Genomic DNA, 20,478 nt, shown 5'->3' with positions numbered 1-20,478 from the left:
ATCGGCATGGGATTTTCGAGTGTCATTCGTCGCTTGGCATTGCGTGACAAAATGCCAATCAGGGAGATTGCCAGGCGGACGGGTTTGCCTCGCAACACGGTCAAGAAGTATCTGCGTGAAGGTGCGGTGGAACCGAAGTTCAAGACGCCCAAGCGTCCAAGCAAGCTGGACCCCTACGCGGATCAGCTGTCAGCCTGGCTTTTAATCCAGACGCGGAAGTCACGCAAAAAGCGGCGGACAGTGAAGCAAATGCATGCTGATCTGGTGAAGCTGGGATATGATGGCTCCTATGACCGCGTGGCAGCTTTCGCCCGGGCGTGGCGTCAAGATCGGCATCAAGCGGAACAGACGACAGGGCGCGGCATCTGCGTGCCTTTGGTGTTCGAGCCCGGCGAAGCCTTCCAATTCGATTGGAGCGAGGACTGGGGTCACGCCAAAGACGTGCTTTCACCACGACATCGGCGGTGAGCGCGTCAAACTTCAGGTCGCGCATATCAAACTGTCACACAGCCGCGCTTTCCTGGTGCGAGCCTACCCGCTGCAAACGCACGTCCCTCTCGTGCCATTTCCCATGGAAATGCACTGCCGGGCAAAGGACGTGTGGGAGGCCGAGAAGCCCAGGCTGATGGCACGGACGCCGGCATTCGATGGCTTTATCGAACACAGGAAGCGTGCGCCACCCACATGCCTGATCACTTTCTAACGTGAGGAGGGACAAGACAACAGTCCGGTGGACTGTTGTCCCCGACGCAAGGCTAAAGCGTTCCCGCCAGCTTTGCGAACCGCCGTGTCAGTTTGCATGTCTATCCCCAACGGCTGGTCGTGGTCGCTGAAAGGCAAACGGTTTGCGAGCATGCGCGGATCATTGAGCGGTCTCATCGCAAGCCCGGCAAGGTCATTTATGACTGGCGCCACTGTCTCGCGCTCGTCCATTGTCCTCGGACCAATGGCGGACAAGGCCTCGCTCCAACGCACACCGGGCGCACTTCGGAATGGTGCGCCGCTCACGGAGATGCCGGATACCCTTCGGCAGCTTCAGGATAACATGGCTCGCGTAAAGAAGGCGGTGACCGAGTCCCTCTCGTGTCCTTTTCTTCGAAAAGGCACTGCCGGCCAGTGGATGGTCGACATTCTGTCTCTGGTCCTTCAGCACAACGAAGAGGACGTTTTGTGCACAGTGGAGCTGGCACTTGAAGCGGGCGTCCCCCCAAGACGCACATCCTGAACCTGTTGTATCGATTGATCGACCGCAGATCGACAGATCCCCCCGAGGTCGATCCGCCGGACGCTCTGGCATTGCAAACAACGCCAGAGGCCAACGTCGATCGCCATGACGGGTTGCGACAGACTGAGGAGACACCATGCGTCATGACCCGGCAGGCGCCTCTATCGTCATCATGGTTCACGCAGTCTCAAGCTCTATGGCATGGCACATGCGATTGAAGACTTGGTCGCCTAGGGCGCGCCAGCGTTCGAAGCTGCCACGCCAATGCTTTCACAGCTGCTCAAGGCCGAGATTGCCGAACGCGAGGTACGGTCTATCGCCGATCACACGAAGGTCGCCGTTCGGCGGGAAAACAGTCCCCCGGACTGTTTTTTCTCCGCCTTACCCCAGCATACAAGGACCTGACGCGCTTCGACTTTGCATCGAGCGAGATCAACGAAGCGACAGTGCGGCAGCGACACCGATGCCAGTTCATCCATTGCCCGGCAGTCGTTTGCAGTGCAAACGATGAGAGGGGAAGCGGCCGAGAATGTCGTTTTGATCGGCGGCCCGTCGTCCATTGGGCTCGACCCAATGGCGCCTCGATAGACGACCGGGCAAGAGCCACACAGCCACGGCAATCGGCGTCCAAGCCATCGAACATCACCGGCGTTAGGTGCGCTTCTTCTCGACCGTGGAATTGGTCGACGCGCTGGAGCAGGAGACGGCGCTTGGAAAGCCAGGGACACTGGCTGAGATGCTGACGAAGGTCGACTTGGGCATCCTGCCCTCTCGGCAGGTTTTGCGAGCAAAATCGCCTGCCGGGGAATAGACGAACTCGGCTACCTGCCGTTCAGTTCATCTGGCGGGGCGCTGCTCTTCCATCTGCTCAGCAAGCTCTACGAGCGCACCAGCGTCATCATCACCACAAACCTCAGCTTCTCAGAATGGGCGCAGGTCTTCGGCGACGCAAAGATGACCACCGCACTCCTCGATCGGCTCACACACCGCTGTCACATCCTCGAAACCGGAAACGATAGCTACCGCTTCAAGGCCAGTTCCGAGGCAGCAACGAAAACTGCAAGGGAGACCAAAACATCGACTGCGTCATAAACCACGACGCGTAAGTGAGGGTGGGTCAAATCTCGGTGAAAATACCGGGGCAGTTCTCTGTGACAATCAACACTGTGGTATCGCCTTCATGACGATATCATCCAGCCCCGCCCCGCCGTTTTCTGCGTAGGAGCGCAATTGGCTGCGCATGCGCGGCTCCCAAAAGTCGTTGATATGTGCCGCAACCCTGGCCGGGGCGTCTTCGTTCGGCTGGGTCTTGAAGAAGGTGGCGATCTGGTTCGCCATGCGGACCATTTTTTCAGGCGACATGTTGGGCCTCGTCAGTGATGCGGTAGGGATGGGAATACAGGTCGAAGCCGCCGCCTCGGGCGAAGGCGACGAGGGTGATCCCGGCCGCTTCGGCAAGCCGGACCGCGGCACCCGTCGGGGCGGAGACGGCGATCAGCACGGGAATGCCGGCCATGGCGCATTTTTGCACCAGCTCCACCGAAAGCCGCGAGGTCATCACGGCGGCGCCGCTGCCGGGCGGGAGGCCTTGCTGCTGCAAAGCGCCGATCAGTTTGTCTAGAGCGTTGTGGCGGCCCACATCCTCGCGGGCCAATGCCACTCCGCCACCGGCCAGCAGGAACCCGGCCGCATGGGTGGCGCGGGTCAGGTCGTGCAGGTGCTGGTGATCGCGCAGCGCATCCGTCGCGCGGGCCACGTCTGCGGGCATCAGACGCAAGTCGGATTGCACCCACGGCACCGGGCGCACCGCCTCTTCAAGGCTGTCGATCCCGCACAGCCCGCACCCCACTGGCCCGGCCATGGCGCGGCGCCTTGAGGCCAGCGCTTGGGCGCGGTCCTCGGCCAGCCAAAACCGTGCTTCTATGCCCTGCGCGTGATCGACGATCTCGAAATCCTCGATCTGCGCATGATCGGTGACGATGCCCTCGGTCAAGGCAAAGCCCAGTGCGAAATCCGCCAGATCGGCGGGGGTCGCCATCATCACCGCTTGCGTCGTGCCATTGAAGACGAGCGCTATGGGCACCTCCTCTGGCAGCGCGCGGTGGATGGCGCGCATGCCTTCGGCGTGGTGGCTTTGTCCCGGCGTGCTGACATGGGCCCGCATGGTCATTCTGCCGCGGGCAGGATGCGGCGAGCGCGTTCGGCCTGTGCCGCGTAGCCTTCCTGCCAGTCGGTCGGACCATTCGAGGGCGCGACCTGCACTGCCGTCACCTTGTATTCCGGGCAGTTGGTGGCCCAGTCGGAATAGTCGGTGGTGATGACGTTGGCCTGCGTATCGGGATGGTGGAAGGTGGTGTAGACCACGCCGGGACTGACCCGATCAGTCACTTTGGCCTTCAGCGTCGTTTCACCAGAGCGCGAGGCCAGTCGCACCCAGTCGCCATCCTTCAGGCCACGGTTCTCGGCGTCATGCGGATGAATTTCCAGCACATCGCCGTCATGCCACACCACGTTGTCGGTGCGCCGCGTCTGTGCGCCGACGTTGTATTGCGACAGGATGCGCCCGGTGGTCAGCAGCAGAGGGAAGCGCGGGCCGGTCTTTTCATCCGTAGCTACGTATTCCGTGACGATGAAGCGCCCCTTGCCGCGCACGAAGCCGTCCACATGCATCAAGGGCGTGCCCTCGGGATGCGCCTCGTTGCAGGGCCATTGCACGCTGCCCTTCTCTTCGAGCAGGGCATAGTCCACCCCGGCGAAACTGGGGGTGGTCGCGGCGATTTCCTCCATGATCTGGCTGGGGTGGGTATAGGTCCAACCGGCACCCATGGCGTTTGCCAGCAGTTGCGTCACCTCCCAGTCGGCATAGCCGTTCTTCGGGGCCATGACCCGGCGCACGCGGTTGATGCGGCGCTCGGCGTTGGTGAAGGTGCCGTCCTTTTCGAGGAAGGTCGAGCCGGGCAGGAAGACATGCGCGTAATTCGCGGTCTCGTTGAGGAAGAGGTCATGCACGATAACGCAGTCCATGGCCGCAAGACCCGCCGCCACGTGTTTTGTGTCCGGGTCCGATTGCAGGATGTCCTCGCCCTGACAGTAAAGCCCCTTGAACGTGCCCTCTACGGCGGCATCCAGCATGTTGGGGATGCGCAGGCCCGGTTCCGGGTCGATCTCGACACCCCATGCATTTTCAAAGAGCTCGCGCACCTCGGGCAGTTTCACATGGCGATAGCCCGGCAGCTCATGCGGGAAGGACCCCATGTCGCACGATCCCTGCACGTTGTTCTGGCCGCGCAGCGGGTTCACGCCCACGCCGGGCTGGCCGATGTTGCCGGTCATCATGGCAAGGTTGGCAATGCTCATCACGGTGGTCGAGCCTTGGCTGTGCTCGGTCACGCCCAGCCCGTAATAGATCGCGCCATTGCCGCCACGTGCAAAGGTACGGGCCGCCGCGCGCATCTCTTCAGCCGGAACGCCGGTCAGCAGTTGCGTTGCCTCGGGGCTGTGGCGGGCTTCCGAGACGAACTCGGCATAGACCTCGAATTCGTCCCAGTCACAGCGCTCGCGGATGAATGCCTCGTCCATCAGTCCCTCGGTCACAATCACATGCGCCAGCGCGGTGACGACGGCGACATTGGTGCCTGGGGTCAGGGCAAGATGATGCGCCGCCTTGATATGCGCCGATTTCACCAGGTCGATGCGGCGCGGGTCGATGACGATCAGCTTGGCCCCGGCGCGCAGGCGTTTCTTCAGCCGAGAAGCAAAGACCGGGTGCCCGTCCGTCGGGTTCGCGCCGATGACGATGACCACGTCGGCCTGCTCGACGCTGTCGAAGTCCTGCGTGCCCGCAGAGGTGCCAAAGGTCTGGCCCAGCCCATAGCCGGTGGGCGAATGGCAGACGCGCGCGCAGGTATCGGTGTTGTTGTTGCCAAAGACCGCGCGCGTCAGCTTCTGCACGAGGTAGGTTTCCTCGTTTGTGCAGCGGCTGGACGTGATGACGCCGATGGATTTCTTGCCATAGGTCTCCTGCAACCCGCGCAGGCGGTTTGCAGCAAAGCTCAGCGCCTCGTCCCAGCTGACTTCGCGCCACGGCTGGTCGATTGTGTCGCGGATCATCGGGTTCAGGATGCGGTCACGGTGGTTGGCATAGCCATAGGCAAAGCGGCCCTTGACGCAACTGTGCCCGCGATTGGCCTTGCCGTGCTTGTAGGGAACCATGCGGACCAGATCGTCACCCTGCAATTCGGCCTTGAACGAGCAGCCCACGCCGCAATAGGCGCAAGTGGTCACGACGGACCGGTCCGGCGTGCCCATTTCGATGATGGATTTTTCCTGGAGCGTCGCGGTCGGGCAGGCCTGCACGCAGGCACCGCAGGATACGCAATCCGACGACAGGAAGTCATCGCCGGCGCTGCCTGCCGACACGCGGCTGTCGAAACCGCGCCCCGAGATGGTCAGCGCAAAGGTGCCCTGCACCTCTTCACAGGCGCGGACACAGCGATTGCAGACGATGCATTTCGACGGGTCATAGCTGAAATAGGGGTTGGACTCATCCTTGGGCAGCCATTCGGGATTGGCCTCTCCACTGGTGTTCCGCGCCGCGAAATGGTTCGCCAGCCCGCCGTTATCCGGCGCGGTGTAACGCACGTCGCGCAGGCCGACCGCGCCTGCCATGTCCTGCAATTCACAATCGCCATTGGCCGAGCAGGTCAGGCAATCCAGCGGGTGGTCGGAGATATAGAGCTCCATCACGCCCTTGCGGATCTTGCGCACCTTGGTCGAGTTGGTGTCGACCACCATCCCCGGAGCGACGGGCGTGGTGCAGGAAGCGGGCGTGCCGCGGCGACCTTCGATTTCCACGGCGCAAAGGCGGCAAGAGCCGAAGGCCTCGACATTGTCCGAGGCGCAGAGCTTGGGGATCTGGATGCCGATTTCGGCGGCCGCGCGCAGCACCGATGTGCCTTCCGGCACGGTGACGTCGAAGCCGTCGATGGACAGGGTGACCGGCTTGCCGTGCTTTGCGGGCGTGCCCATGTCGCGGTCGTCTGGAATGATGAAATCCTTCATTCTGCGGCCTCCTTCAGGCGTGCGAAATCGTCGGGGAAATGGGTCACGGCGGACATGACAGGAAAGGGCGTAAAGCCCCCCAGCGCGCAGACCGATCCGTCCTTCATCGTCTCGCAGAGGTCGGTCAGCAGCGGCAGCGCATCCGGGTCGCCCTGCGCGACGCGGTCGATGGTTTCCACGCCGCGCACCGCGCCGATCCGGCAGGGGGTGCATTTGCCACAGCTTTCGACGGCGCAGAATTCCATGGCAAAGCGCGCCATGCCCAGCATGTCGGTGGTGTCGTCGAAGACGGTCAGGCCCGCGTGGCCGATCAGCCCGCCCGCCGCGTCGAATTCTTCATAGCCCAGTGCCGTGTCGAATTTCGACACCGGCATGTAGGCACCCAGCGGCCCGCCAACCTGCGCCGCCTTGACCGGACGGCCCGACAGTGTGCCGCCGCCAAGGTCGTTCACCACCTCGCCAAGCGTGATGCCAAACGCCGTCTCGAACAGCCCGCCGCGCGCCACGTTGCCCGCGATCTGAAGCGTCACGGTGCCGCGCGACCGGCCCAGCCCGAAATCGGCATAGGCTTGCGCGCCTTTTTCAAAGATCACCGGCACGGTGGCGAGGCTTATCACGTTGTTCACAACGGTCGGACGCCCAAGAAAGCCCTCAAGCGCGGGCAGCGGCGGCTTGGCCCGGACCACGCCACGCTTGCCTTCCAAACTGTTCAGCAGGCTGGTCTCCTCGCCGCAGACATAGGCTCCAGCCCCCTTGCGGATTTCGATATCGAACGCGTGCTGTGAGCCCATGAGATTGGATCCCAACATGCCCTCGGCGCGGGCAATCTCAACGGCGCGGGTCATGACTGCAATCGCGTCAGGATACTCCGAGCGCAGGTAGACATAGCCCTTGGTGGCGCCGACACCGAGTCCCGCGATAACCATGCCTTCGATCAGGGTGAACGGATCGCCCTCCATCAACATCCGGTCGGCAAAGGTGGCACTGTCGCCCTCATCGGCGTTGCAGACGATGTATTTCTGCGGTGCTTCTGCGTCGTGAACGGTCTGCCACTTGATCCCGGTGGGGAAGCCCGCTCCACCCCGACCACGCAGGCCGGATGCCTTGACCTCGTCAACGATCTGCTGCCCGGTCATGCCCAATGCGCGCGTCAGCCCGCTCAGACCGCCCTGCGCCCGATAGTCGTCCAGCGAAAGCGAGTCGATCACGCCGACACGGGCAAATGTCAGGCGTGTCTGGCGCTTCATCCAATCGAGGTCTTCAACCGGACCAAGCGCCTTGGGGCTCGTGCCATCAAGGATGCCAGCCACATCGGACGGCTCTGCCGGGCCGAAGCCGTGGCGAACGCCGTCGATCTCGACCTCGACCAGCGGCTCCAGCCAGATCATCCCGCGCGTGCCGGTGCGAACGATCTGCGCGTCAGGGGCGGCGGCGCGCAGGGCAGTAACCACGTCCTCGGCCCCAAGCGCCTTGGCGGCGCTGTCCATGGTAACGTAAATCTTCATGCGCCCGCCTCCGCCAAGAGCCTGTCCAGTTTCGCCGCATCGACGCGACCCACGACCCGGTCATCGACCATCGCCGCCGGCGCGCAGGCGCACAGGCCAAGGCAATAGACCGGCTCGATCGTCACCGCGCCATTCGCGGTGGTGCCGTGCCAATCCAGCCCCAGCTTGGCCAGCAGCGCCTCTGCCATGTTGGTCCCTCCAACCGACTGACAAGCCTCGGCGCGGCAGATCTTGAGCACATGCCGCCCGGCGGGCTTTTCGCGGAAATCGTGGTAAAAGGTAATGACCCCGTGCAACTCTGCGCGGGTGATGTTCAACGCCTCGCAGATCGGTCCATGCGCCTGCGCCGGGATATATCCAAATGCCTCCTGCACGGCATGCAACATCGGCAAGAGCGGCCCTTCGAGGGTGCTGTGGGCATCGACGATCCGGGTGATCTCTTCGACGTCGATGGCAGTGGCGGGGTGGGCCATGGCTGTCGTCCTCCAGTTTGCCCCAACTTTGGCGGCCACCCGGTGGTCGATCAATAACGGCGTTCCGTGGGCCGATAGGGGTTTTGGATCAAACGCTGGTCAGGCGCTGCACCTCGGCCAGCATGGCTGACAGGACGGGTGTGCGCGGATCACGATGCGGCAGGATCAGGCCGACCTTCTGCTGCCGCGACGCCCCGTCCAACGGCACCAGCGCAATGTCCTTGCCGCCTGACAGAAAGCTGGCGACCTCCTTTGGAAGGACGGTCATGCAATGGCCCGACGCGACGCTGGCAACCAGAGCGATGATCGAGTTCGCCTCGATATAGGTGGCCGGGGTCACGCCGCTTTCGGCAAAAAGCTGATCGATGATGCGCCGGTTCTGCATGTCCGGTGTCAGCAGGGCCAGCGTCTGCCCGTCCAGATCGGACCAGGCGATGCTGCGCTTCTTCGCATGCGGAGAGTTCCGCGCGCAGACAAGGATATAGCTTTCGTCATACAACTCGGCGGTGTCGACCCGGCCCAGCGGTTCGTTCTCCAGATAGGAAATCCCGGCGTCGGCCTCGAAATCGTCCAGCATTTGCAGGATCTCGCGCGAGTTTCGCGACAGGATGGTAAAGCGCACGTTGGGATGGCGATGCGCGAAGGCGGTGCAGAGCCGCCCGGCCCATGTCTGCGCGGTGGGGATCACCGCCAGCCGCACCTCGCCGGTCAGCCCTTGGCGGCTGATGCGCATCTCGTCGCGCAAATGACGGGCGTCATCCACCAGACGCTTGGCCCAGACCAGCGCGGCCTGGCCTTCGGGTGTCAGCCCACCAAAGCGCGAGCCGCGATAGACCAGCTGTACACCCAGCTGCGCCTCAAGCTGCTTGATGCCGGCGGACAGCGTCGGTTGCGCGATGTTCATCCGTTCCGCAGCACGCCCGAAATGGCTTTCGCGGGCGAGAGCGATGAACATTTCCAGCTTGTCCAGCATCGGTGTCTTTCCAGTGTCATTCAGACAGAAGGACCGGGGCACGGTCGGGTGCCCCGGCCAGTTGGGTTATTCGCCCGGAACGGCTTGCAGTTCCGGTTCGTCGTGGTGGTGATGTTCCTTGACCGGCTTCATCAGCAGGTTCGCAAAGAAGGCCACGACCAGCAGAGCCGCCATGCAATACATCGTGGTATTGTAGAGCGACGGCGTCGGGTCGATCGTGCCCTCGGGGGCGATCTCCATCAGCTTGGCGATGGTGACAGTCTTGGCTGCGACCAGCTGATCCAGCTGCGCCAGCGGTGCGCCGAACATCTCGGCAAAGGCCGCCGGGTCGACCTTGGACGCCAGATCCTGGATCGCGCGCGTCACAGACATCTGCCGCAAGGAGGTGATCGCCAGGGGCCCCAAAACGCCAGCGGTGGACCATGCGGTCAGCAGGCGCCCGTGGATGCCGCCCACATGCATGGTGCCGAACATGTCCGCCAGGTAGGCCGGGATCGTCGCAAAACCGCCGCCATACATCGAGAAGATGATCATCGTCGCGGCGTAGAACCCGATCAGGTAGATCATCGCCGGGTTGGTCGCCACGGCCGAGGCGAAATAGGGGATCGACAGATACAGCGCGGTGCCCAGCACGAAGAAGCACATGTAGGTCGCCTTGCGCCCGATGTAGTCCGAGGCCGACGCCCAGAAGAACCGCCCCACCATGTTGAAGACCGAAATCATCAGCACATAGGTCGAGGCAAAAGCCGCCGTGACCACCAGCGGCATCACGGAGCCGAAGATTTCCGACATCATCGTCTTGGCCACGCCAATCACGCCGATCCCTGCCGTGACGTTGAAGCAGAGCATGATCCACATTTGCCAGAACTGCGGCGTCTTCAGCGCCTGGTCGATGTGCACGTTGTTGTGGCTGACCATGCCCGAGGCCACGGGTTTCGGGGTCCAGCCTGCGGGTTTCCAGTCCTTCGCGGGGACCCGGTACTGAAACGCAGCAAGGATCATCACGACGAAGTAGACGATGCCCAGCGTCATGAAGGTCTGCGCGGCGCCGGTTGCGCCGGTGCCGACGACATAGACACCCGCCTGCGCGCCAAAATCCGCAGCCTGCGCGGCCGAGGCGATCACCACCTCGACACGGCCCGCGGCGGTCTCGGCAAACACCCGGCCGCCCTCGACCACGGTGGCGACGGCATCCTGCGCGCCAAGGAACTCGGGCGCCTTGGCGTAAAGGCTCAGCAGCCAGCCCTTGACCGGCGCTGCGATCATCGCGCCGCCGCCAAAGCCCATGATGGCCATGCCCGTCGCCATGCCGCGCCGGTCGGGGAACCAGCGGATCAGCGTCGAGACGGGCGAGACGTAGCCCAGCCCCAGACCGCAGCCGCCCAGCACGCCGTAGCCAAGATAGACCAGCCACAGCTGATGGCTGGAAATGCCCAGCGAGCCGATGATGAACCCACCGCCCCACAGGATCGCGGCGACAACGCCGACCATGCGCGGGCCGACCTCTTCGAGCCACTTGCCCGCAAAGGCTGCGGCGAGGCCGAGAAAGACGATGGCCACGGAAAAGATCCACACCACCGAGCTGAGGCTCCAGTCATCGGCGCTGGACGCGACGACGCCCAGTTCGCGGGTCAGGGCCGGGTTGAACACCGACCAGGCATAGACCGAGCCGATGCACAGGTGGATGGCGATGGATGCCGGCGGCACGCGCCAGCGGTTGTATCCAGGTTCGGCGACGATATGGCTCTTGTGCAAGAAGCCCAACGCACCGTGTGAGGCGTTGCTCATGGATTGTCCTCCCTTTGATGTCCCCGGCGCGCCGTCCTCCCGACGTGCGTGGAGGCATGCAATGGCATGCGGAACCAGAAAAAGCTCTCGACCGCTTGCATCGTCAAGGTATTTTTAATAAATATATCAATGCTTTGATTGTCATTCCGTCTCCCCGCCCGGACGCTAGGGCGGTCTTTGTGTGTCATTCTTTCCGAGGGCCGACGCTTGCCCCGTGGGATTTCGCGACATTCTGTCCGGATCGCGCATCTGTGCATTTTCTTCGATCGGAAGCCTGACCACGAAGCGGCTGCCCTCTCCGGGCGTGGAATATGCCGTGATGGCTCCCCCGGCGCGACTCACGATCTGGCGGCTGATGGACAGCCCCAGCCCGGTGCCCTGCGTCTGTTTGGTGGTAAAGAATGGGTCGAAGATCCGGGCCAGCGTGTCGGGCGCGATCCCCGTGCCGGTATCCTGAACGGTCAGAACCACCTCCGCCCCGTCCTCAGCCGTAAGCACTCGCAGCACACCGCCGCCGGGCATGGCATGGACCGCGTTGAGGATCAGGTTCACGACCACCTGCTGCAATTCGGTGCGCGAGATATGCACCGACGACCGGCTGGCCGTCTCAAGGCTGCATCGGATGCCCGAGGCCTCGATCTGGTGCCTGGTCAGGACAAGACAATCACGAACCACCTCAGCCGGGTCTACGCTTTGATCTACGCCGGAATAGTCTTCTGGCCGGGCGAAATGCAGCAGCTTGGAGACGATCACCCCGATGCGATAGACTTGGTCGTCGATCAGGCGAAACTCCTCCTCCGCCGGGGCACCTGCCGCGCCAAGGTTGCTGCGCGCAAGATCGAGGTTGCCCTGGATCACCGCCACCGGGTTGTTGATCTCATGCGCCACCGAGGCGGTGATTTCCCCCACGGCGGCCAGTTTTTCCGACAGGATCAGACGTTCGCTCGTCTGTTCCAGTTGCCGGTGCGCCTTTTGCAATTCCTGCGTGCGCTCGGCGACCCGCTGTTCCAGCGTCTCGCCCCAGTGGCGCAATTCGCGGTCACGCTGTTCCAGCCGATCCAGAAGCCCATCGAAATGCCGTGCGACCTGCGCGATTTCGCTGTCAGTCTCGATCGGCGCGTTGCGCGCGCTCAGATCGCCATCTTCGACGCGGTCGATGGTGCGCATCATGCCTTCGAGCGGGCGAAAGATGTGCCCTGCCCATCGCAGGAACACCGGCACCGAGGCCAGCGCGATCAACACAAAGGCCAGCGCCAGCGTGATGACGGAATTCCGCTTTGCCGCGCTGAACGGCGTTTCGAGAAACCCGACGTAGAGCATCCCCACCGGCGTGCCAAAACTGTCGAAGATCGGCTCGTAGGCCGAGATATACCAGTCGTTCACCACAAAGGCGCGGTCGAGCCAGATCCGTCCTTCGCCCAGAACCTCCGCGCGCACCTCGGCAGAGACGCGGGTTCCCAGCGCGCGCACGTTTTCAAATAGGCGGACATTGGTCGAGATCCGGACGTCGTCTAGGAACAGCGTGGCCGTGCCCTGGCTGCCTTCTGGCAGGCTTTCGGCGCGGTAGACCAGGGCATTGATCGTATCGATGAAATCAAGGTTGCGGTTCAGCAGCATGCCACCCACCAGCGCCGCCCGCGTCCCGTCCGGCAGGGTCAACGGTGCGGCGGAATGGATGACCATCCCGCGGGTTTCGGCTGCGCGGCCTGTGCGCAGAGCCCCGCGCGTCGGAATCAAAGGAACCTCGGCCCGTTCCGACATCTCAGGCGACAGCGCCCGAAGCGTTCCGGCATCGAACACGTCGATGGCGCTGTGCCATTCACCATTCAGGGCCGCCTGCACGACCGGCCACTCAGAGGCACGCGCAACCCGCAGGAAATCCAGTCCCAGCCGCGCCCGTTCGCGTTCAAGATAGGCATCGGCGTCGCCCCCTTCGAGCGCGCGAAACAGCTCGACGGAGCGTGCGACCGCATCGACCCGTTCGCCGGATGTCTCGACCAAACGGCCAAGATATTGATCCGCGATGGTCAGGTCGCCCGTGACCTTGTTGACCAGTATGACGTCGACCTTGCCCGACCAGCGCAGGACGGTGCTGCCCAGTAGGATCGGCAAGTGAACCAGCATCGGCAGCAGCGCGATCACCAGCAGCCGCACCCGGACAGAGCGCAGGGCCGTGGGCAGGCGCGGCATCGACTACAACCCCCATGTCGCGCATTTGCGGTCGATGGTCTTGCGCGAGACGCCCAGTCGCCGCGCCGCCTCGGAGCGATTGCCGTCCAGCGCGTCGAGGGCGCGCAGGATCTCGCGCTTTTCCACGTCCTCCAGCAGGACGATGTCTCCGGGCGGGGCCACGGGTCCCAGTGTTTCCAGCAGGAACCGGCCAAAGATCAGCGCGCGTTCCACGAAATTGTGTAACTCGCGGATATTGCCGGGCCAATCGTGGCGCAGCATGGCCTGTCGCACGGCCGAGGACATCTCCACTTGAGGCAGGTTCAAAACGGCCGCGATTTCCGTCTGGAACAGGTCCGCCAGTTGCAAGATATCGGTTCCGCGATCTTTCAGCGGCGGCATTGCCAAGTCGATCACGTTGATCCGAAACAGCAGATCCTCGCGGAAACGGCCCGCCGCGACGGCCTCTTGCAACGGCTTGCTGGTCGCGATGACAAACCTGAGGTCAAGCTGCACGTCGCGCCCGGTTCCCATGGGGCGTATCACGCCGTCTTCCAGCACGCGCAGCAGCGCCGTCTGGGCGCTGGCCGTCAATTCGCTGACATCGTCAAGGAAAACCGTGCCGCCAGAGGCCTGCGCCAGCAAACCTTCGCATCCGGCCTGCGCGCCGGGGAAGGTGCCAGTGCCGTGTCCGAACAGTTCGTATTCGATCATGTCGGCGGGGATGGCTCCGCACTGGATCGGGACAAAGGGGGCCGCACCGCGCCCGGAATGGCCATGCAAATGGCGCGCGGCCACTTCCTTGCCCGACCCGGATGGCCCGGTGATCAGGACGGGCGTGGACAGGGGCGCAACCCGTTCCAGAAGGGCGCGCACCTCGGCGATCACCGGCGAGGCGCCGATCAGTTCCTTGCGGCGATTGCCGCTGGCGACCGTGTCCAGTTCACGCCGCAAAAGCGCATTCTCGCGCCGCAGCCGGGCCAGTTCGAGGCACTTGCGCAGGGCGTTCAGGATCTGGTTGGACCGGAACGGTTTGACGAGGAAATCCGACGCCCCGGCACGCATGGCGTCGATCGCGGTCTGCAGATCGGCATAGGCGGTGATCAGGATCGTATCGGTGAAACCACCCTTGGCGCGCCGCGCGCCGAGCCAATCGAGCCCCTTCTGCCCGGGCATGATGTTATCGAGCACCATCACATCGTATTGGCGGGAGTCCAGCAGCGTCTCGGCGGCCTGCGCATTCTCTGCACTGTCCACGCCACGGCACAGCGCCTGCAGCGTGTTGACAAGGAAGTGTCGCATCCCGGGTTCGTCATCGACGATCAGAATGCGCGCGCCGCGCAACGGGTCGGCTCCCGCGTGGGATGTGCCTGCCACTGTCATCTCCCCCTTTGCCCGACCAAAGGCAATACGCTAAATCATGCATTATTTCCGATGCGCCATATCCCTTGCGCCAAGGCTGCCAAAGTTCAAGCCTTTTAATCATCTGCTTTTCAAGACTATATTTTTGCCAAGCCGGAGAGTTTGCATGAGGCGGGGCGCCAACTTGCTGCATAATTTCCCGAACACTGATGGAGTTGCGAATGGATCTGCGTGAAAATGAACAATTTGTCCAACTCGCCCCCGCATCCGATGCGGCGCTGCGCTTTATTGGCCGGATCAGGGCACCGTGGACCACGCGCGAAGACTGTCCGCGGCAGGGGCGAATCGACGGGCCGGAATGCCGGATCGAGCTTGACCCCGACTGGCATGATGCGTTGGACGGGCTGGAGGCCTACCAGACCATCGAGGTGCTCTACTGGCTGGACCAAAGCCGTCGTGACCTGATCCGCCAAAGCCCGCGCAGTGATGGCAAGACTGTCGGCACCTTTGCCCTGCGCTCGCCCGCGCGGCCCAATCCGATCGGCACATCCAGCGTGCGCCTTCTGCGCATCGCGGACGGTGTGCTGCATGTGCAGGGGCTGGATTGCGTCGATGGAACGCCCCTGATCGACCTGAAGCCCGACCGCTGCGCCTTTACCCCGAAAGCGCCGGGACAGCCGGGTGACAGCCAGACGGCATAACCCCTTGGGAGGATATTCATGTTCAAAACGACACTTGTCGCTGCGCTTGTTGCGGCCACGATGACCCCCGCCATGGCGCAGGAGGTCACGCTTTATGCAGCGGGCAGCCTGAAGGCCGCGCTCTCGGACGTGGCGGAGGATTTCACACAGGCCACCGGCACGCCCGTCACCACCAGCTTTGGCCCCTCCGGTCTGATGCGCGAGCGGATCGAAAGCGGCGAGGCCGCCCATGTCTTTGCCTCGGCCAACATGCGCCACCCGCAAACGCTTGCGGATGCGGGCAAGGGCGGCGCGGTGACGCTGTTCGCCCGCAACCGGCTCTGTGCCCTGGCCCGGCATGAGGTCACGGTGTCGACCGATACTCTGCTCGACGTCATGCTGGACAAGGGCACCCGACTGGGCACCTCGACACCCAAGGCCGACCCGTCGGGCGACTATGCCTTTGCCCTGTTCGACAAGTCAGGCCATGCTGACACGCTCAAGGGCAAGGCGCTGCAACTGACCGGCGGGCCGGACAGTGCCAAGCCGCCGCAGGGGCGCAACAATTACGCTTGGGTGATGGACAGCGATCAGGCGGATGTCTTCCTGACCTATTGCACCAACGCGGTCCTGGCGCAGAAGGAAGTGCCCGACCTTCAGATCGTGCCTGTCCCCGAAGCGCTGTCGGTTGGCGCGGATTACGGCCTGATCGTGCTGAACGATGCGCCCGAGGGCGCGCAGGCGCTGGCCGACTACATCCTGTCGCCCGCAGGTCAGGCCGTTCTGGGTGACTATGGTTTCGACATGGTGAACGGAGGCTGAGATGCGCTACCTTCTGATGATCATCGCGCTGCTGGCGCTGCCTGCGCACGCCCGCAGTGTGACGGACAGCGCTGGCCGCGTGGTCGAGGTGCCGGATGAGGTCACCACCGTCTTTGCCGCCGGCCCCCCGGCCTCGGTGCTGGTCTATGTGCTCAAGCCCGAGGCGCTGACCGGCTGGCCGCGCGCCTTGCGCCCCGAGGAACGCGCCTACATCGCCGAGCCCTACCGCGACCTCCCCGAAACCGGCCGCCTGACCGGGCGTGGCGGCGAGGCAAACCTGGAACGGGTGCTGGAGATCAAGCCTGACCTGATCGTCGATTTCGGAAGCGTCCGCGACACCTACACCGACCTTGCCAACCGGGTGCAGGAGCAGACCGGCATCCCCTACCTGCTGATCGACGGGCGGTTCGACAACACGGCCGAGGCGCTGCGCATTCTGGGCGAGGCATTGGGCGTGCCTGAACGCGGCGAAACTCTGGCGCAGGATGTCGAGGCGCGTTTTGCCCGGCTCGACGCACTGCTGGCCGAGGTGCCCGAGGACGACCGCCCGCGCGTCTACCTTGCCCGTGGCCCCGAAGGGCTGGAAACCGGCATGAAGGGCTCGATCAACACCGAGATCATCGAACGCGCCGGGGGCCGCAACGTGGCCGACGATGGCGGCGCGACGCGGGGGCTGGTGAATGCCTCGATGGAGCAGTTGATCCTCGCCAATCCCGACACCATCGTGACCTGGGATCGGAACTTCTTTCCATCGGTGTTTGACGACCCGCTGTGGCAGGGCATCGACGCGGTGCAGACCGGGCGTGTCTACCTGTCGCCCACCGCGCCCTTTGGCTGGATCGACCGGCCGCCGTCGCTCAACCGGATGATGGGGCTGCACTGGATGGCGGGGCTGATGTATCCTGACCGCTGGCCCGAACGAAACGGGGGCGATCTGCGCGAGGATACCCGCGCCTTCTACAAGCTATATTATCATGTCGATCTCAGCGACGACGAACTGGAAAGGCTGCTCGAATGGGCCGAGGGACGACCGCCGATGTAAGCCTGCCACGACCCGGCCTGACACGGACGGGGATGCTGGCGCTGGTGCTGGTCGCGCTGGCCTTTGGCGCAGTGATGATCGGGCCCTACGGGCTGACACCGGGACAGGTGTTTTCCGCGCTGCTGGGGCAGGGCGACCGGCAGGCGCAGATCGTGGTCTGGAACATCCGCCTGCCACGCGTGGGTGCTGCACTTCTGGTGGGCGCGGCCTTGGCGGCGGCGGGGGCGACCTATCAGGCGCTGTTCCGCAACCCGTTGGTCTCGCCGGATATCCTTGGCGTGTCGGCGGGCGCGGGACTCGGCGCGGTGGCGGGCATCTTCCTGTCGCTTCCCGTCGCGGCGATTCAGGCGTCGGCCTTTATCGGTGGCATGGCAGCGGTGGGCGTGGTCATGCTGGTCGGCGCGATGGTGCGCCACACAGACCGGACCTTGACGCTAGTGCTGCTTGGGGTCGTGGTTGGCGCGCTGGCGGGGGCAGCGACCTCCTTGCTCAAGGTCATGGCCGACCCCTATGACCAGCTTCCGGCGATCACCTTCTGGCTGCTTGGCTCTCTCGCCTCGATCACGACACGCGACATTCTGCCCGCGCTGCCGATGGTGCTGGTCGGTCTGCTCCCGCTGGCGCTGCTGCGCTGGCGCATCAACGTGCTGTCGTTGGGCGACGAAGAGGCCCGCGCACTGGGGGTCGAGGCCGGGCGCACGCGCCTAATCGTGATCGCCGCCGCAACGCTGATCACCGCCAGCGTGACCGCCCTGGCCGGGGTCGTCGGCTGGGTCGGGCTGGTGATCCCGCATATCGCGCGGATGCTGGTGGGCCCCGGCTTTGGTCGCCTGCTGCCCGCGTCGGTGCTGATCGGCGCGGGCTATCTTCTGCTGGTCGATACTCTGGCGCGCACCATCGCGGCGGTCGAAGTGCCTCTCGGCGTGCTGACCGCCGTCATCGGCGCGCCGTTCTTTGTCTGGCTGCTGGCGCGCGGCAGCCGGGGGTGGTCGTGATGCTGGAGGCACGCGACCTGTCGATCGGGCATGGCAAGACCCCCATCGGCGCGGGACTGGACGTGGCGATCCGGCCGGGCGAGATCCTTTGCCTGCTGGGTCCAAACGGCTGTGGCAAGACCACGCTGTTCCGCACGCTGATGGGGTTGCTGCCCGCGCTTGACGGCACCGTACTTCTGGGCGACCAGCCGATCACCGCGCAGACTAGGGCAGAGATCGCCCGCCTCATCGCCTACGTCCCGCAGGCTCACGCGCCGCCCTTCCCGTTCGAGGCGCTTGAGGTCGTGCTGATGGGGCGCACCGCGCGGCTGGGGGCCTTTGCCCAACCCTCGGCCTCAGACCGCGCCGCGGCGCGAGCTGCCATGGACCGTCTTGGCATCGGGGAACTTGCCCGCCGCGATTATTCCCGCCTGTCCGGAGGCCAGCGGCAACTGGTCCTGATTGCCCGCGCGCTGGCGCAGGACACACAGCTGATCGTCATGGATGAGCCCACCGCCAGCCTCGATTTCGGCAATCAAGCGCAAGTGCTGGCGCAGATCGAAACCCTCGCCCGCGAAGCCGGGACCGAGGGGCGCGGCGTGATCCTGTCAACCCATGACCCCGATCAGGCCTTTGCCCTGAATGCCCGCGTCCTGCTGATGAGCCGCGGCGGCGTGCTGGCGGATGGCGCGGCGGCCGAGGTGCTGACCGACGCGACGCTGAGCGCGGTCTACGGCCTGCCTGTTACGGTCGAGACAACCCACTCGGGCCGCCGCGTCTGCCTGCCGTCGCTGCGTCAGTCCGCGCCGACCATGACATCCGATGCCTTGACGATGGCGTAGGCGGTCTTGCCAACCTCGAGCCCCAGTTCCTCGACCGAGGCATTGGTGATCATCGCCGTGACGATCACCGCCCCGCCAAGGTCGATCTGGACGGTGGCATTGACTGCGCCCTTGTCGATGCCGACCACCGTTCCGGACAGTTTGTTGCGTGCGCTGAGTTTCATGGTTTTTCCTCGTATGCTGAATTTTCTCCCTCTTCAGGGTATGATGTGGGCGGGTAATTGCAATGGGGCGGGACAGAATGGCTGAATCACGCGGACATGCATTCCGCCTCGACCCGCGCGAGGCAAACGGCGCCTTGGGCGATATCGGAACGCTCTTGCCGTTGAGCCTTGGCGCCATCGCGCTGGCAGGCCTGTCAGCGCAGATGGTGCTGGCTGGGTTCGGCCTGTTCTACATCGCCACCGGCCTTGTCTACAGGCTGCCCATCCCGGTGCAACCGATGAAGGCCGTCGCCGCCGTGGCGCTTCTGGGCGTGGTGTCCCCCGCCGAGATCGCGCTGAGCGGGGTGTTGATCGGGCTGGTTCTGCTTGTTCTGGGCGGAACGGGGCTGATTGATCGGATCGCGCGGCTCGTCCCGCAATCCGTGTTGTCGGGGCTGCAATTGGGGCTTGGCCTGTCGCTGGGATGGGTCGCGGTCTGGCTGATGCTGGACAACTGGCTGATCGGTGTGCTGTCGCTCGGGGTGGCGCTCTGGGCGCTGCATGCGGGCACGCATGCGGCGCTGCTTACGATTTGCGCGGGCGTCGCGCTTGGGTTGATCACAGGCCAGCCCGACGCGCGCATGTCACAGGCCGCACAATGGTCCATGCCCTTCGTCGATGCCGAGGGCCTGCGCCGCGCCGTCACCGACCTTGCCCTGCCGCAACTCTCCCTGACGCTGACCAACGCGGTCTTTCTGACGACGCTTGTCGCCAGCGACCTGTTCGGGGCACACGCTGGGCATGTCACCCCGCGCAAACTGTGCCTGACCACCGGCCTGGCCAACCTGCTGCTGGCACCGCTGGGGGCGCTGCCCATGTGCCATGGCGCAGGCGGTGTCGCGGCACATCATCAGTTTGGTGCCCGAACGGGTGCGGCCCCCTGCATGATCGGCATCCTGCTGGTCGGAGTCGCAATCCTGCCGATCCCCGTGCAGGGTGCCGTCCTCTCAGCCATTCCAACGGCGACCCTTGGCGCGCTGCTGCTGATCGCGGCGTGGTCCCTTGCCATCAGTCGCCGCTTGATCGACGCCCGCCCGTCGTGCCGCCCGGTCATCGCGGCGACGGCTTTGGCCACAGTCTTCCTGAACCCGCTTCTGGGCCTTTTCGCCGGCACCGTGGCCGAGCTGATCCGCAAGGTCGTCATTTCGAAGTTCATGACCCAGCGACGATAGCAAAGGTCCGCTTTAGGGATTCCGCGCTGCGGCATTGCCAAACGCTCATATGTCCGGAAAGGGCCGTTCACGTCGCTAGTATGCCGATCGGACCCCGCATGGCACATGCCTCTATCTTCGCTTGCAGCGAATGGCGACTTCGCTTCCGATCCAGAAACGGCTATGGAGCCGCGTATGGCAACACGTG

General features: G+C 64.2%; 16 protein-coding genes and 2 pseudogenes. 8 read left to right on the top strand and 10 right to left on the bottom strand.

All coding sequences use genetic code 11. The features are described 5' to 3' along the window. Positions 1 to 6: 6 nt before the first annotated feature. A pseudogene (locus J4E08_RS17165) lies at positions 7 to 1,018 on the top strand (IS21 family transposase); the annotation flags it as partial. 343 nt (positions 1,019 to 1,361) lie between these two features. Continuing rightward, a pseudogene (locus tag J4E08_RS17160) lies at positions 1,362 to 2,317 on the top strand (ATP-binding protein). A 66-nt stretch (positions 2,318 to 2,383) separates the two neighbouring features. Here the strand turns inward: J4E08_RS17160 and J4E08_RS17155 are convergent. The 9 genes from J4E08_RS17155 to J4E08_RS17115 all read right to left on the bottom strand — a co-directional run bounded on the left by J4E08_RS17155 (position 2,384) and on the right by J4E08_RS17115 (position 14,577). Next, positions 2,384 to 2,587: a formate dehydrogenase subunit delta gene (locus J4E08_RS17155; RefSeq protein ID WP_183970356.1), complete on the bottom strand. Its 204-nt coding sequence runs from the start codon at positions 2,585 to 2,587 to the stop codon at positions 2,384 to 2,386. Next, on the bottom strand, positions 2,577 to 3,395 hold the full coding sequence (gene fdhD / locus J4E08_RS17150) for a formate dehydrogenase accessory sulfurtransferase FdhD (RefSeq protein ID WP_349539552.1): 819 nt from the start codon (positions 3,393 to 3,395) through the stop codon (positions 2,577 to 2,579). Before fdhD ends, J4E08_RS17155 begins: the two co-directional genes overlap by 11 nt. Beyond that, positions 3,392 to 6,286 (bottom strand): formate dehydrogenase subunit alpha, encoded by a 2,895-nt coding sequence (gene fdhF / locus J4E08_RS17145; protein WP_349539551.1) that lies wholly within the window; start codon positions 6,284 to 6,286, stop codon positions 3,392 to 3,394. The genes fdhD and fdhF overlap by 4 nt, the downstream gene beginning before the upstream one ends. After that, entirely contained in the window at positions 6,283 to 7,791 is a 1,509-nt protein-coding gene (locus J4E08_RS17140; protein ID WP_349539550.1) for a formate dehydrogenase beta subunit, read from the bottom strand. The genes fdhF and J4E08_RS17140 overlap by 4 nt, the downstream gene beginning before the upstream one ends. Then, on the bottom strand, positions 7,788 to 8,264 hold the full coding sequence (locus J4E08_RS17135; protein WP_349539549.1) for a formate dehydrogenase subunit gamma: 477 nt from the start codon (positions 8,262 to 8,264) through the stop codon (positions 7,788 to 7,790). Before J4E08_RS17135 ends, J4E08_RS17140 begins: the two co-directional genes overlap by 4 nt. Positions 8,265 to 8,352: 88 nt before the next feature. Further along, positions 8,353 to 9,237: a LysR family transcriptional regulator gene (locus J4E08_RS17130; protein WP_349539548.1), complete on the bottom strand. Its 885-nt coding sequence runs from the start codon at positions 9,235 to 9,237 to the stop codon at positions 8,353 to 8,355. A 66-nt stretch (positions 9,238 to 9,303) separates the two neighbouring features. After that, positions 9,304 to 11,025 (bottom strand): OFA family MFS transporter, encoded by a 1,722-nt coding sequence (locus J4E08_RS17125; RefSeq protein ID WP_349539547.1) that lies wholly within the window; start codon positions 11,023 to 11,025, stop codon positions 9,304 to 9,306. Positions 11,026 to 11,190: 165 nt separating this feature from the next. Next, entirely contained in the window at positions 11,191 to 13,215 is a 2,025-nt protein-coding gene (locus J4E08_RS17120) for a sensor histidine kinase (RefSeq protein WP_349539546.1), read from the bottom strand. Between the two features lie 3 nt (positions 13,216 to 13,218). Continuing rightward, entirely contained in the window at positions 13,219 to 14,577 is a 1,359-nt protein-coding gene (locus J4E08_RS17115) for a sigma-54-dependent transcriptional regulator (RefSeq protein ID WP_349539545.1), read from the bottom strand. Positions 14,578 to 14,777: 200 nt separating this feature from the next. Here J4E08_RS17115 and tsaA point away from each other — a divergent pair, with 200 nt between their 5' ends. Genes tsaA through J4E08_RS17090 form a run of 5 tightly spaced genes read left to right on the top strand, consistent with a single transcriptional unit; the run spans position 14,778 to position 18,916 of the window. After that, entirely contained in the window at positions 14,778 to 15,257 is a 480-nt protein-coding gene (gene tsaA, locus J4E08_RS17110; protein WP_349539544.1) for a tRNA (N6-threonylcarbamoyladenosine(37)-N6)-methyltransferase TrmO, read from the top strand. Between the two features lie 18 nt (positions 15,258 to 15,275). After that, entirely contained in the window at positions 15,276 to 16,058 is a 783-nt protein-coding gene (locus J4E08_RS17105; protein WP_349539543.1) for a molybdate ABC transporter substrate-binding protein, read from the top strand. Between the two features lies 1 nt (position 16,059). Continuing rightward, positions 16,060 to 17,100: an iron ABC transporter substrate-binding protein gene (locus J4E08_RS17100; RefSeq protein ID WP_349539542.1), complete on the top strand. Its 1,041-nt coding sequence runs from the start codon at positions 16,060 to 16,062 to the stop codon at positions 17,098 to 17,100. After that, on the top strand, positions 17,073 to 18,095 hold the full coding sequence (locus J4E08_RS17095) for a FecCD family ABC transporter permease (RefSeq protein WP_349539541.1): 1,023 nt from the start codon (positions 17,073 to 17,075) through the stop codon (positions 18,093 to 18,095). Before J4E08_RS17100 ends, J4E08_RS17095 begins: the two co-directional genes overlap by 28 nt. Next, positions 18,095 to 18,916 carry an ABC transporter ATP-binding protein gene (locus J4E08_RS17090; RefSeq protein WP_349539540.1) on the top strand — a complete coding sequence of 274 codons (822 nt, stop codon included), beginning with the start codon at positions 18,095 to 18,097 and terminating at the stop codon, positions 18,914 to 18,916. Before J4E08_RS17095 ends, J4E08_RS17090 begins: the two co-directional genes overlap by 1 nt. On the opposite strand, the gene J4E08_RS17085 is transcribed toward J4E08_RS17090, so the two are convergent. Then, positions 18,871 to 19,080: a TOBE domain-containing protein gene (locus tag J4E08_RS17085; RefSeq protein ID WP_349539539.1), complete on the bottom strand. Its 210-nt coding sequence runs from the start codon at positions 19,078 to 19,080 to the stop codon at positions 18,871 to 18,873. The genes J4E08_RS17090 and J4E08_RS17085 overlap by 46 nt on opposite strands. A 77-nt stretch (positions 19,081 to 19,157) precedes the next feature. Between J4E08_RS17085 and J4E08_RS17080 the strand changes: the two genes are divergently transcribed. Further along, positions 19,158 to 20,291: a putative sulfate/molybdate transporter gene (locus J4E08_RS17080; RefSeq protein WP_349539538.1), complete on the top strand. Its 1,134-nt coding sequence runs from the start codon at positions 19,158 to 19,160 to the stop codon at positions 20,289 to 20,291. Positions 20,292 to 20,478: the final 187 nt, after the last annotated feature.

Source organism: Sagittula sp. NFXS13, assembly GCF_040148795.1.
GTDB lineage: Bacteria > Pseudomonadota > Alphaproteobacteria > Rhodobacterales > Rhodobacteraceae > Sagittula > Sagittula marina.
The sequence above is the reverse complement of the archived record's forward strand: the minus strand, read 5'-3'. Positions and strand labels throughout refer to the sequence as shown.